The following is a 13,560-nucleotide window of genomic DNA, read 5'->3' as shown; positions in this document are numbered from 1 at the left end:
GGTATAATAAACAAGAGTAATTCTGTCAAATCTTTTGCAAAGGACTTGGATATTATGCCCAAAACCATTTCTGTTGCCGTGCCGGAAGCCTGTACTCTCTGCCCCCGGCAGTGCAAAGCCGACCGGGCCGCCGGGCAGACGGGCTTCTGCGGGGCGGGCCGCACCCTGAAAGCGGCCCGCGCTGCCCTGCACTTCTGGGAGGAGCCCTGCATCAGCGGCACCCGGGGCAGCGGCACGGTGTTTTTCTCCGGCTGCACCCTCAAGTGCTGCTTCTGCCAGAACTACCCCATCAGCGCCGAGGGACTGGGCAGGGAGATCACGGTAGAGCGCCTGGCCGAGATCTTTCTGGACCTGCAGGCGCAGGGAGCCCACAACATCAACCTTGTCACACCCGGGCAGTGGCGGCCCTGGATCATCGCCGCCCTCGACCTGGCCCGGGCGCAGGGGCTGCATCTTCCCATCGTCTGCAACACCGGCGGCTACGAGACCGTGGAGAGCGTGCACGCCTGGCGCGGCTTCATCGACATCTGGCTGGCCGACCTGAAATATGTTTCCCCTGCCCTTTCGGCAGAGCTTTCCGCCGCGCCGGACTATTTTGCACAGGCCAGGCCCGCCATTGAAGCCATGATGGCTCAGGCCGGACACCCCGTTTTTGACAGTGAGGGCATCCTGCAGCGGGGCGTGATCCTGCGCCACCTTGCCCTGCCCGGCCATGTGGACGACAGCTTTGCCGTGCTCGATCAGATGGCGGCCTGGAACAAGGCCGACCCCGGGTGCTTCCTGCCCAGCGTGATGAGCCAGTACACCCCCTTCTATCAGGCGGCAGACCACGGTATCGGGCGGCGCATCACCACCTACGAATACCGCCGGGTGGTCAACTACGCCATGGATCTGGGCCTCAGTTCTGGCTATATGCAGCAGAAGAGCAGTGCAAAGGAAGAGTATACGCCCAGCTTTGACCTGACGGGGGTGTGAACCCCGCCGTCATCCCGCAGGTGACCGAGGGGTTCTTTCGTCAAAACAACCAAAATTTCTTTTTCTTTTTCTCTCGGCCGAAACAGCATTTGCTTGCTATCCGGTGCGCTGTGCGGTATAATGGATACAACAATGTGTTCTCACATGAAATGGATCCCAGAAACGACTTTTTAGGAGGAGCGTTATGGAACACTACAATCCCATCCTCGGCAGCGAACCCAACGGCCAGAAATTCATCACCTGCGGCGAGATCATGCTCCGTCTGACCCCGCCGAACTACGAAAAGATCCGCATGGCATCCAGCTTTGAAGCCAGCTACGGCGGCAGCGAGGCCAACATTGCACTGGCCCTGGCCAACCTGGGTGTGGACAGCACCTTCTTCAGTGTAGTGCCCAACAACAGCCTGGGCAAGAGCGCGGTGCGCTGGCTGCGCTCCAACGATGTGCATTGCACCCCCATGATCCTGACCGAGCCCAACGAGACCCCCTCCAACCGGCTGGGTACTTATTATCTGGAGACCGGCTACGGCATCCGCGCTTCCAAGGTCATCTACGACCGCAAGCACAGTGCCATTACCGAGTATGACTTCTCCCAGGTCGATCTGGACGCTCTGCTGGACGGCTACGACTGGCTGCACCTGAGTGGCATTACCCCGGCACTGGGCCCCAACTGCCGCGGTCTCATCATCGATATGCTCAAGGTGGCCAAGAAGAAGGGCCTGACTGTCAGCTTTGATGGCAACTTCCGCTCTACCCTGTGGAGCTGGGAGGAAGCCCGCGATTTCTGCACCGAGTGCCTGCCTTATGTTGACGTTCTGCTGGGCATTGAGCCCTACCACCTGTGGAAGGATGACAACGATCACAGCAAGGGCGACTGGAAGGACGGCGTGCCCCTGCAGCCCAGCTATGAGCAGCAGGACGAGATCTTCCAGCATTTCATTGCCCGCTACCCCAACCTCAAGTGCATTGCCCGCCATGTGCGCTATGCCCACAGCGGCAGCGAGAACAGCCTCAAGGCCTTTATGTGGTACGACGGCCACACCTTTGAGAGCAAGCTCTACACCTTTAATATTCTGGACCGCGTGGGCGGCGGCGATGCCTTTGCCAGCGGCTTGATCTACGCCATGCTGCACAACTATAAGGCTATGGACATGATCAACTTTGCCGTGGCAAGCAGCGCCATCAAACACACCATCCACGGCGATGCCAACATCACCGACGATGTCAGCTCCATCCGCAACCTGATGAACATGAACTACGATATCAAGCGGTAAGCTTTCCGTACTCAACCCGTTCCCGGATTTTCCCCGGGGACGGGTTCTTTTTTATTGCCCGCGATGCTGGAAAAGCCTTTTCTTGTACATTCCTCCAAACTTTTTTGTGAGTTCCTACAATTCCATTGACAGAGAATTCCACGCATGGTATTCTTCAAATTGGTATTATTACCTTTTTTTGCCATACATTCTATGTCGTTTTTCTGCGGCACTAAACCATGAAAGCGAGGAAATCCATGAAAAAACGATTTGTCAGTCTATTAGTGGCACTCAGCATAACGTTAACATTCCTACCCATGGGAGCAGTAGCAGCAACTAAGATTACTAAAGGAAACCTCAAATATATAGTTAACGCCGATGGAAAATCGGTTACAGTTTCCGGTACATCAGAAAACCCTACACAACTTACCATTGGGAGCTCAATTTCAGATGGTAATGGTAAATCATATACTGTAACAAAAATTGGAATGGGGGCTTTTAATAATGTACGTAACACGCTTACGGAAGTTACATTGCCTCCTACGTTGGACGAAATTGAAGACAGTGCATTCTTTAAATGTTCCAGTCTAACTGAGATTACAATCCCTGAAGGTGTTACAAAAATTGGCCAAGCTGCTTTTTATGGTTGTTCTCAGTTAACAAGCATTACGATTCCGAGTACCATCAAAAATATGGATGCGGCTTTTCCAAGCAATCCCAAGTTATCTCAAGTCACCTTAACAAATGGCATTTACAGAATCAGTAGTAGCGCTTTTAAGGATTGTACAGGGTTAACAGAAATAAAGGTACCTACAAGTGTGTATGAAATCTGCTCAGACGCGTTTAATGGATGCACAGGTCTTACAAGCGTGACCCTTGAAAAGGGTATTAACATTATAAATAGAAACGCATTCAAAGATTGCACAGAACTAAATGATGTAAAATATAATGGATATAAAACAGACTGGGAAAAAGTCAGAGTTAATAACGCAGGCAATGATACACTAACCAGCAAAGTTCGGTATCTGTGTGATATCAACTTTGATTTGAACGGTGGCACTATAAATGGTAGTGGCACTATGGACAAGCAGACTGTTTACAGCAACGAGAAGCTAGGGACTGCAAGCGTCCCCACCACACCCCCACAGCGTACAGGTTATGATTTTGATGGCTGGTATACACAGGCAGAAGGCGGCACAAAATATACATTTACAGAAGCCGTCAGCAGCAACATCATCTTGTATGCCCATTGGAACGCACATAGCCATACTGTAACACTGGAGAACGACGAAAACAAGAAAACGAACTCGTACGACTATGGTTCGTCCGTTTCTGTTCCTACACCCACAAAGAAAACCGGCTATAACTTTAATCATTGGGAAGTTACTGTTCCTGATGGAGAAACCGCCCCATCCTTGAACGGCCCAGATGAGAACGGCAATTATAGTTTCTCCATGCCGGACTATGATATAACCTTGACTGCAAAATGGACACAAAAAGATGTGATCGACCCGGATGTTGACCTCAAGTTTGACGCGGTAACCGGAGAAGTGACATCGAACAATACTCAAGTCAATGCTGATGATATCATCAATAGGAAGTTTTATGATGATAAGGGAAATGAAGTTCCCGGTGAGAAATTGAATGACCGCGGGCTCCCTACGGAACCGGGCGATTATATCGTCAAAGTTGATGTCAAAGAGACCGAAAATACCGCTCCCGCGAATCAAGTCACTGGCAATCAGATTAAGTGGAGTTACAATGTTCCCCAGAAAGAAGAAAAGGTCACCTACACTCTATCCCTTCTTGGCGGTATTGCAAAAGTAAACGGCAAGGATGCTACTATCAATGACAATGGTGACATTACCATTGAAAAAGGTGCAACAGTGGAAGTAACCTTTGATAAGAGCATTCTTTCCGATGCTCAGACTTTTGACCAGTGGACAATTAAGCCTGCCAGCGTGCTGAACGCTGTTGAACCCAAGGCTGAAACCATTACCTTTACCATGCCGGGTGAAAATGTTATTATCGAAGCCATGACAAAGGATGCAAGCATTGAGGAAGAGCCCAACATTCTGGGCACTACCCTCATCATTGGTACTGCCGCCGCAGGTACCGCGGTGCTGGCCTACCAGACCTATCAGTTGGGTACTGAGTTCTATCTGATTTGCGCCCTGCCAACCGGTACAGCTATTCCAACAAACCGAGGTGAGCTGGCTGCACTGGTGTGGAACAATGCAGGAAAGCCTGAACCCGCCGCCGTGCTGAACGCCAATGCCACTGAGACTGACAAGGCCATTGCATGGGCCGTGGAGAACGACCTGCTCAAGGCCGCGAAGAACAACGGCGAAACCTATGAAGCAACTGATCCTGTAAGCCGCACAGAGGTTATCAAGGCATGGAATCAGGTGCAGGCGTTCAAAAAGTAAATCGTACCGTAACGAGAAGAACAAATAACACCGCAAACCCAATACTCTAATAGAGAACCCCCCTGCCGGTGATCTCCCGGCAGGGGGGTTCTCTATGTTTTAAGAAGCAACTACTTTATTGCCGCTTCATCTTTTTTAAGAAAGGATCATACGGTCGTTGGCGAACTCGCCGCCGGACGCGATCTGGAACTTGGCCAGCAGGTCGGAGACATGCAGGTTCTTCTTCTCTTCCCCGGAGACATCATAGATGATGTGGCCCTCGTGCATCATGATCAGGCGGTTGCCGTACTTGATGGCATCCTTCATGTTGTGGGTGATCATCATGGTGGTCAGGTGGTTCTCCTCCACGATCCTGGCCGAGAGGGTCAGCACCTTGAGCGCCGTCTTGGGGTCCAGAGCGGCGGTGTGCTCATCCAGCAGCAGGAGCTTGGGCTTGTTCATGGTAGCCATGAGCAGGGTCAGTGCCTGACGCTGACCGCCGGACAGCAGGCCCACGCGGGCGGTCAGGCGATCCTCCAAGCCCAGGTCCAGGCTCTTGAGCAGTTCACGGTAGCGCTCCCGTTCGGCCTTGGTGATGCCGATCCTCAGGCCGCGGCGCTTGCCGCGCCGGGCGGCCAGGGCAAGGTTCTCCTCGATCTGCATGGTGGCGGCGGTGCCGGTCATGGGGTCCTGGAACACGCGGCCGATATAGGCGGCGCGCTGGTGCTCCCCCAGTTTGGTCACATCGGTGCCGTCAATGATGATCTTGCCGCTGTCCACAGGCCACACACCGGCCACAGCGTTCAGCATGGTGGATTTGCCCGCACCGTTGCCGCCGATGACGGTGACAAAATCACCTTCGTTCAATTTCAGGTTCAGACCATTCAGGGCCGTTTTCTCGTTGACGGTACCGGCGTTGAAGGTCTTGGAAACATTCTGGATCTCAAGCATTTTTTGCATCCTCCTTCTGTGCCTTCTTTGCCGCGGGCTTTGCGAAGTACTTGCTCTTCCAATAGGGCACGGCCAGGAACACCGCCACCACGGAGGCGCTCAGCAGCTTGAGCAGATTTGCGTCAAAGCCGAGGGTCAGCACCAGCTGGATGACGATGTAGTAGATGATGGCACCCAGCGAGACGGACACCAGCTTGAGGGCAAAGTTGTGGAAGATGCGGCTGAACAGGGCCTCGCCGATGATGACAGCGGCCAGACCGATGACGATGGCACCACGGCCCATGCTGACATCGGCAAAGCCCTGATACTGGCTCAGCAGTGCGCCGGACAAGGCTACCAGACCGTTGGAGACTGCCAGACCCAGCACCACATTGAAGCTGGTGTTGATGCCCTGGGCGCGGCTCATGGCGGGGTTGGAACCGGTGGCGCGGATGCCGCAGCCCAGCTCGGTGCCAAAGAACCAGTACAGCACACCGATGACCACGGCGCTGACCAGAATGACCATGATGATGGGGTTGTGCAGGGCAAGCTCCTTGACCCAGCGCAGGGAGATGAGCAGGTCGTACTTGTCCACGTTGATGGACTGGTTGGCCTTGCCCATGATCTTCAGGTTGATGGAGTAGAGAGCCAGCTGGGTCAGAATACCAGCCAGAATGGCCGGGATGCCCATAAAGGTGTGGAGCAGACCGGTGACAAGGCCGGTGGCCAGACCAGCCAGCAGGGCGATGAAGAGCGCTGCCCAGACGTTCATGCCGGAGAGCAGGCACATAACGCAGACCGCGCCGCCGGTGCCAAAGGAACCGTCCACGGTCAGGTCAGCCACATCCAGGATGCGGTAGGTCAGGTACACACCAATGGCCATGATGCCCCAGATGAGGCCCTGCGCACAGGCACCGGGCAAGGCACCGGGCAGGTTGGCAAGTCTTGCAAGAATATCCAAAACGTTTTCCTCCTGTAACTACACTTTTTTCTGATACGGGAAAGCGGAGAAGAGCAAAAATTCGCTCTTCTCCGCTGATTTTATTGTAAAGCCTCTCCGTCACTGCAGCGTGAACTCTGCGCCCCTATCAGGGGAGCTTTCTGCAAAACAGACTGAGCGCCTGTTATTCCTCAATGGCCTCGTAACCCTCGGGAACGGTCATGCCCAGATCATCGCAGATGGTCTTGTTGTACTTCTTGGTCACGTTGGTGTACTCAACGGGCATGGTGGAGATATCGGCCTCACCGGTCAGGACCTTGGCAGCCATCTCACCGGTGGTGTAGCCCAGATCGTAGTAGCTGATGGACAGGGTCGCCACGCCGCAGCCGGAGCAGATGCCCTCCTCACCGGCGAACACGGGCTTCTTGGCCGGGCGGCAGATGCCGTCGATGATGCCGGTGTTGGCAGCGCAGGTGTTATCGGTGGGGACATACACTGCGTCGTTCTCGTCGGCAGCCTTCTGGCAGACAGAAGCCAGATCGTTGGAATCAGAGAAAGCGTACTGGGTAGCGGTAACGCCCTTGGCCTCAAGGTACTTCTGGACCTCGTCTACCTGATACTGACTGTTTGCCTCGGCAGAGCAGTAGAGCAGGCCCACCTTGGTGGCCTCGGGCAGCCACTCGGTGATCATATCTGCCTGCTGATCCAGCGGAGCCAGATCGGAGGTGCCGGAGACATTGCCGCCCACGGTGCCATCGAAATCGGTCAGACCCAGAGCAACACCGTACTCGGTGACGGAGGTGCCCAGAATGGGGATGCTGTCGGTGGCAGCCTGTGCTGCCTGCAGGGCGGGGGTAGCGTTTGCCATGATCAGGTCAACGCCTGCGGAAACAAAGCCGTTGGCAATGGTGGCGCAGGTTGCGGAATCGTTCTGGGCGTTCTGGAAGTCAAAGGTGACATTCTCGCCGAACTGTGCGGTCAGAGCATCCTCAAAGCCCTGGGTGGCAGCGTCCAGAGCGGCGTGCTCCACCAGCTGGCAGATGCCAACGGTATACTTCTGGCCGTCAGCCGCTGCGGAAGAGGCCGCAGCAGAGGAAGCGGTGGAAGAAGCAGCCGTGGAGCCGGAGGAACCGCCGCAGGCAGTCAGGGCAGCAGCTGCGCCGCAGACAGCGGCGGCAGACAGGAACGAACGACGAGAAATTTTACGCATGATATTACTCCCTCAATTCTACTTTCGCGGCAGCAGGACACCGCATGAAAGTCAGTATTCAAGCGGCCTGTCGCATCGCGCTTCCGCTTTACACTCGTGAAGTATATCACACTTTCCGCTCCAAAACAACCGGGGAACAGCCCGAATTATCAATCAAAGTAATTTTATCTATTACTTTTTTCGATGGTTCTGTGCCGCATCTGCATTCCTTCGAGCTTTTTCAGCTCACCGTCCAGCCAGAGCAGATTTTCTTCCAGCTGGGGGCGGTACTCTTTTGCAAAGTCGTACCGGTAATACAGCGCCTGCCACAGCTTTTCCTGCATCCGCCGGGCAAACACCGGCTCAAACAGAGCCTCCAGCCGCTCCACGGTATCTTCCAGCGCCATGCACAACTGCGCCCAGCGCACATCGGTGGCCTCCCGGGCGGGCACATCGTAACGGGCCAGATAATCCCCCACCCTTGCCGCAATGACCTGCCCGCCGCACTGGGTGGGCTGCAAAAAGTAGGATACCTGCCCCTCCTTCGTGATCTCCTGCGCCAGCGGGTAAAGGGCGCAGACCAGCGGCTCGGCATCGTGGATGGCGCAGTGGTTCCCGGTGAGGAAGGGGCAGTTGCCGCGCTCCTCCTTCAGCGGGGCCAGCCGCAGCACCGGCAGGCGGCTGACCCGCCCGATGCTTCCCCGGCAGAACGCCCGGGCCGCGGTGCGGGGCGGCAGGCGCAGGCGGGCCGCGATGCGCCACAGATCAAAGCCCGACAGCACGATATCCTCCCGCCCCCGGCAGCAGCCGCCGCAGCCCGCGCAGGCAAACGAAAACGCCTCATCCCGGGCAAGCAGGGGCGCGGTGCGGGTAAAATCGGTGCGGCCGCAGAGATCGACCTGTGAATCCTTGAGCATGATGGTTCTCCTGTTCTGTGAATGGTTTTGTTCCATTGTACCACAAAGCCGGGCACAGAAAAAGGGAGCGCATCCGCTCCCCTGTTCAGGACCCCCGGCTCACACGGCGGTAGACCGTTACGGCATCCTCGATATGGTAGGGCGCGGTGCTGTGGTCTCCCCCCGCCCCGGCCGTGACCAGAATGTATTCCCTGCCCTTCACCTCAGCCAGACTGGCAAGGCAGAGCCCTGCTTCCCCGGTGTAGCCGGTCTTACCGCCCAGGATCCGGCCACGGTGCAGCTCTGTGCCGTCCAGCTGGCTCAGCAGGGTGCTGTGCATCGTGAACCCCTGCGGGTGGCAGTTGGTGGCCGGAACGGTATACCGCTCCGTGGTAAACAGCTTGCGGAAGGTCTCGTTCTGCAGGGCTGCTTCTGTCAGCCGGGACATATCCCGCACGGTGGAAACATGTTCTGGGTCGTGCAGGCCCGTGGGGTTGCAGAAATGCGTGGCGGTCATCCCCAGCTCTGCCGCTTTCTGGTTCATCCGGGCCACAAAGGCTTCCTCGCTGCCGCTCACCTCCCGGGCCAGCGTCTCGCAGCATTCGGCCCCCGAGGGCAGCATGGCCCCGTACAGCAGATCCCGCACCGTGGCCGTTTCCCCGGCCTGAAACCCCGCCAGCGAGGCATTCTGGGCCTGCAGAGCCGGAAAGATCTCCTCCGGCAGGGTCACGGGCGTGTCGAGGTCCGGGTTTGCTTCTATGGCCAGCAGAGCCGTCATCATCTTGGTCATGGAAGCCGGATAGATCGTGCTGTCTGCATCCTTTTCGGCCAGCACCTCCCCGCTGTCGGCCTGCAGTAAAATGGCATGGGGACTGTTCAGCCCATCCAGCGTGACCCGCCGGGGCCACAGCAGCAAAAGCAGGGTTGCCAGCACCAGCAGCCAGAACAGCCGCCGGAAGGCTCTGCGCCGGTGCTTCCGGCGGCGCGGTGAAGTTTTCATTCTCGTTCTCATCCTTTTTTGCAAAATCAAAAGCGCTTTCATCCCCTAATACGAGACGAGAGCGCCTTTTTCTGCAAAAAGTGGGGCCGCCCCACAAAAATTTGTGCAGCGGCCCCAAGCCAGTTTAATATTTTACCTTTTTACGTCATCTACAAGAACGTGTTTAGTGCTGTGCCTTATGGAACATGCCCTTGCGCTTACGCTCCAGCAGATAACCGGCAGCCAGCAGGACACCGCCTGCACGCACCAGAACATCTGCCACCCAGTTGGTGGTACCGGTCTGGATCAGCTTGCCGCTCTCCGGGGCGGGCGTGGTCTTAGCGACTGCCTGCTCCACGGTGGGAGTGGTGGGCCGTGTATTCTGCACAGCCGGGGTAGTCGGCGTAGTGGAAGCCGGAGGAGTAGGAGCGGAGTCCTCGGGCGTTTCCGGAGCCGGAGGAGTAGGATCGGGGTCCTTGGGCGTTTCCGGTTTCGGGTTCGTGGGGATCACAGGGTCGGTCACTTCCCGCAGAGCGCCGTAAATGGTCACGGTGTACTGTGCGGAGTCGGTGCCATCGACGGTTTCACCGGTGACCTTCACGTTGGAATCCGGGCCAAAGGCATCCAGCACGCCCGCTGCTGCGGTGGTGTTGGGGTTGTTCTGGCTCTCATAGCCCCAGACGATGGTATAGGTCTTGCCCTCATACTCGTACTCGGTGCCATAGACCATATCATAGGCGCTGGGCGCACCTTCTGCCTGCTTTTCGTAGTTGCCCCAGATGAGCTTGGTGTTGCCCTCTGCATCGGTGGTCTTGGTGAAGTTCAGGCTCTTGCCGTTCACCACCATATCCCGCAGAATAACGACCTGATCGCCATTCTCAGCGGTCTGATAGGCAGTGTCGAATTTGTATCCGGCCTGCTTCAGCTCTTCCAGCACCTTGCCGATGATCTCCGGGTCATGGGAACCGTCCACATCCAGCATATAGTTCAGTGCGGCGGCGGGCACCCACACGGAAAGATACTGCTTCCCGGTCTCCTTGTTCAGGTCAGAGAGGTAGGTATAGGTCTGGCCTTTATAGGAAAGGGCATCGAAGTTTGCGTGGGCATCATCCTTGGTCAGCAGGAAATTGGTCAGCTTGTCGCCCTGCTCGTTCACCGGCCACAGGGTGTTGTCGGCGCTATAATCATAGGTCAGTGTGCCGCCGGTAACGATGAGGTTCTGGTTTTTATGCTCAGCGTCATACGTAATCGATTCAACATCTACATGCGAATTGTCCTTGAAACGGATATTGATATCATTACCATAGGCATTGATACCACCATATTGATATTTACCGTTTGTGGTTATAACGCCGTTATCAGCAATCAAAGAGACCCCATCGTCCATCATAATACCCGCAGAAGCAACATATGGTGAACCGGCCGTATCACTGATGTTCATTGCACCATTATCGTTGACCAGAATCGTATGAGTCGGCTTTCCTTGGTATGCACCATCTGCTACACATGCCCATACGCCATAATGAAAAGCGGTCGTCAAATTATACAAACTGTTTGAAACATTCAGTTTAGTCGCATTCCCTTCACTACCGGTCAGGATGATGCCTGCTGCACTCGAGTTGGAATTCACAACGCTTCCATCTCGAATATTCACATTCTTATATCCCGCCCTAATACCATAACCATAAAATGCGCTGGCATCAATATCGAGCTTACTGTGAGCGATATTCAAATCGCCCTTACCGCCTTTTTCCGGGCCATAAATTGCAGTGCCTCCTGCGCCTACGGTTATTTTAGCTTCTGTATCGTCAAGTTTAATGGAAGAAGTACCGTTGTTTCCGGTCGTAATACCGATATTGCCAGCATCAATATTAACCTTTGCCTTTTCAAACGTAATATCACCGGCAGATTTGAGTGCCTTTCCCTCCTTGTCTACACCTGCACCCTCGTACTCAATGGCTTTTTTAACATCGCTGATATTTAGCGTACTATCCTTCACAGTCAGGCTTGCATCCGAGCCTTGATGTCCGTAAATACCGGTCGCAGCACCACTGATATCCAGCGTACTGCCATCCTCGACTGTGATATCATCCCAGCTGGCAATACCAATACCGGTATGCGGCGCTTTATTGTCCTTCCCACCGTCTATCGTTAGGGAAGAGCCGCCGGAGAGGGTCAGATCACCGTGCTGGGTAACAGCGCGGCCTGCCTGAGTGGAACTGGAGGTCTTAGTATCCTCAATGGTCACATCAGCGCCGTCCGTGATTTCCACGTCCGAGCCATCTGCCATTACCAGACCGCCTGTGGTCTTACTGATGGTCAGTGAGCCGCCAGCGGGGCTTTCCGTTTCTTCTGTGTCTGCTTCCGCAGTTTCGGTCTTTTCTACACCGCCGCTGATAGTCAGGTGCGTTTTTGCACCCTCGCTGGCGCCCGAACCGTCACCTGCGCCGCCACCGCCCACACGGATACCCTCGACATTGACATTCTTTTTAAGGTCCTCGTTTTCAATTGCCTTGGAGCCATCAATGGCATTCTCGCCCTTCAGGGTAAGATCCACATTAGAATTGTCCTGTACGTTGATACCCGCCTTTCCGTTTTGTGTCAGGTTGACTTTGGTATTATCCAGCGTCAGGTCAACATTGGCTCCCTTGTTTTCATCCTCACCTTTCAGATTCACACCAATATCAATGCCGTTGCCGCCGGTGGTCAGGTTGGAATCCCTGACTGTCAAGTCAACATCTGCACCCTCGCCCACCTTGATGATGGTTTTATCCCCTGTGCTCCCGGTATCTGGGAGTGCTTCAGTCTGGGTGCTGGTGTCCACATTCACGCCGTCAACCACGATGGTTGCATCTTTTACATCTTCTTTGACCGTGATGGTGTTTCCAGTTGTGGTCTCAGACGTGGAACTGTTCTCTGTGTTGTTGCCAGAAGCATCGGTGGATTGTGTGTCATTATCCGTAGGCGTGGTTTCCTCTGTGCCATTGTTGGAGGTATCAGTGGTTGGCGCGTTGCCGTCCTTAACGTAGATCGTACCATCGCCAGTTTCCGCTTTATCCTCGTTGACGTAGGTGCGGTGCTCCTCACTGCCGTCCTCACCCTGATAACTATACGCGCCGCGAGTGTCATCCTTGTCAACAGTTACACTGCCATCGCCCAGATAATACGTCACCGCAGAAGCGCTGGGGCCAACCGCGCTCACTGCAACCGCGGTGGCCAGCGACATTGCTGCCAACTTGAATTTCTTGTTTGTCATTTTTCTTCTGCTCCTTTCCAGTTCATGCTCACATGATCGAAAAGTGGTGGTCAAACAGCCGACCGATCCTTTGTCAGTCATCAATACTCCCAGTTTCTCTATGGAAAGCGCCTGGACAAAAAGAAAAAAGCGCCGCACCAGCCAAATGGCTGGTACAACGCTTTGCGTTTTGTACTTTAGGGGTGCTCGCCCTCTCTATCTATGCTTTAACCCGCCGCTTCTCTCAAGGGCAGGGTGATCGTGGTACCCGGAAAAGCTAATCCCATAAACTTCTCCATAACCCCGCACCGGCTGCCCTTTGGGGGGTGCCGGCACATTTCCGCATAGTCGAAGAGGGTTGCAGAGCAAAGTGCAGCTGACGGCCCCTACCGGGCCTTCCGCCTTGCGTCACAGCCTTCCGACTGGTTTGCCGATCTTTCTGTTTTGCTCACAAGGTGCTTTTCGCACCTTATCATACCCCCCCCCCTATAAAAAATCAAGGGGTCTGGACGAAGTTTGTGAACATTCACAAATCCATGTGATTTTTTAGGCTATTTTAACGGAAAGGCACACGCACAACAAAAACAAACCCCTGAAGAATTTCTTCCTCAGGGGTTTCATGTAAGTCGGCGACTACCTATTTTCACGCGCCGTTTCCAGCGAACTATCTTGGGCACGAGTGAGCTTAACTTCTGTGTTCGGAATGGGAACAGGTGGAACCTCACCGTCATCGTCACCGACCAATATGACTGGTTC

9 protein-coding genes and 1 rRNA gene are annotated in these 13,560 nt (G+C 54.9%); 3 read left to right on the top strand and 7 right to left on the bottom strand.

Going from position 1 to position 13,560, the window contains the following annotated elements; all coding sequences use genetic code 11:
- Window positions 1-54 precede the first annotated feature (54 nt).
- The 3 genes from D3F01_RS12695 (at window position 55) to D3F01_RS12685 (ending at window position 4,656) form a co-directional block, all read left to right on the top strand.
- Window positions 55-975 carry a radical SAM protein gene (locus D3F01_RS12695; protein ID WP_097773758.1) on the top strand — a complete coding sequence of 307 codons (921 nt, stop codon included), beginning with the start codon at window positions 55-57 and terminating at the stop codon, window positions 973-975.
- Window positions 976-1,159: 184 nt separating this feature from the next.
- A complete protein-coding gene (locus D3F01_RS12690) occupies window positions 1,160-2,248 on the top strand; it encodes a sugar kinase (RefSeq protein WP_117477422.1) in 1,089 nt (362 codons plus the stop codon).
- A gap of 236 nt (window positions 2,249-2,484) precedes the next feature.
- Window positions 2,485-4,656, top strand: coding sequence for a leucine-rich repeat protein (locus D3F01_RS12685; RefSeq protein WP_242889052.1), 2,172 nt, complete (start codon window positions 2,485-2,487; stop codon window positions 4,654-4,656).
- A 135-nt stretch (window positions 4,657-4,791) separates the two neighbouring features.
- Here the strand turns inward: D3F01_RS12685 and D3F01_RS12680 are convergent, their stop codons facing one another.
- From D3F01_RS12680 to rrf, 7 genes are all read right to left on the bottom strand, one after another.
- Window positions 4,792-5,586: an ABC transporter ATP-binding protein gene (locus D3F01_RS12680; RefSeq protein ID WP_207697757.1), complete on the bottom strand. Its 795-nt coding sequence runs from the start codon at window positions 5,584-5,586 to the stop codon at window positions 4,792-4,794.
- Window positions 5,579-6,526, bottom strand: coding sequence for an ABC transporter permease (locus tag D3F01_RS12675; protein WP_098922117.1), 948 nt, complete (start codon window positions 6,524-6,526; stop codon window positions 5,579-5,581). Before D3F01_RS12675 ends, D3F01_RS12680 begins: the two co-directional genes overlap by 8 nt.
- Before the next feature lie 163 nt (window positions 6,527-6,689).
- Window positions 6,690-7,715 carry an ABC transporter substrate-binding protein gene (locus D3F01_RS12670; protein ID WP_242889051.1) on the bottom strand — a complete coding sequence of 342 codons (1,026 nt, stop codon included), beginning with the start codon at window positions 7,713-7,715 and terminating at the stop codon, window positions 6,690-6,692.
- 164 nt (window positions 7,716-7,879) lie between these two features.
- Window positions 7,880-8,611, bottom strand: a complete 732-nt coding sequence (locus tag D3F01_RS12665) for a YkgJ family cysteine cluster protein (RefSeq protein ID WP_242889050.1) — start codon at window positions 8,609-8,611, stop codon at window positions 7,880-7,882.
- 85 nt (window positions 8,612-8,696) lie between these two features.
- Window positions 8,697-9,590 (bottom strand): D-alanyl-D-alanine carboxypeptidase family protein, encoded by an 894-nt coding sequence (locus tag D3F01_RS12660; RefSeq protein ID WP_242889049.1) that lies wholly within the window; start codon window positions 9,588-9,590, stop codon window positions 8,697-8,699.
- 163 nt (window positions 9,591-9,753) lie between these two features.
- Window positions 9,754-12,825, bottom strand: a complete 3,072-nt coding sequence (locus tag D3F01_RS12655) for a hypothetical protein (protein WP_242889047.1) — start codon at window positions 12,823-12,825, stop codon at window positions 9,754-9,756.
- Window positions 12,826-13,428: 603 nt separating this feature from the next.
- Window positions 13,429-13,545, bottom strand: a 5S ribosomal RNA gene (gene rrf, locus D3F01_RS12650).
- Window positions 13,546-13,560 lie beyond the last annotated feature (15 nt).

It is taken from the genome of Faecalibacterium sp. BCRC 81149, from assembly GCF_022750605.1.
GTDB classification, from domain to species: domain Bacteria; phylum Bacillota; class Clostridia; order Oscillospirales; family Ruminococcaceae; genus Faecalibacterium; species Faecalibacterium duncaniae.
This window is presented reverse-complemented; position numbering and strand designations above follow the sequence as displayed.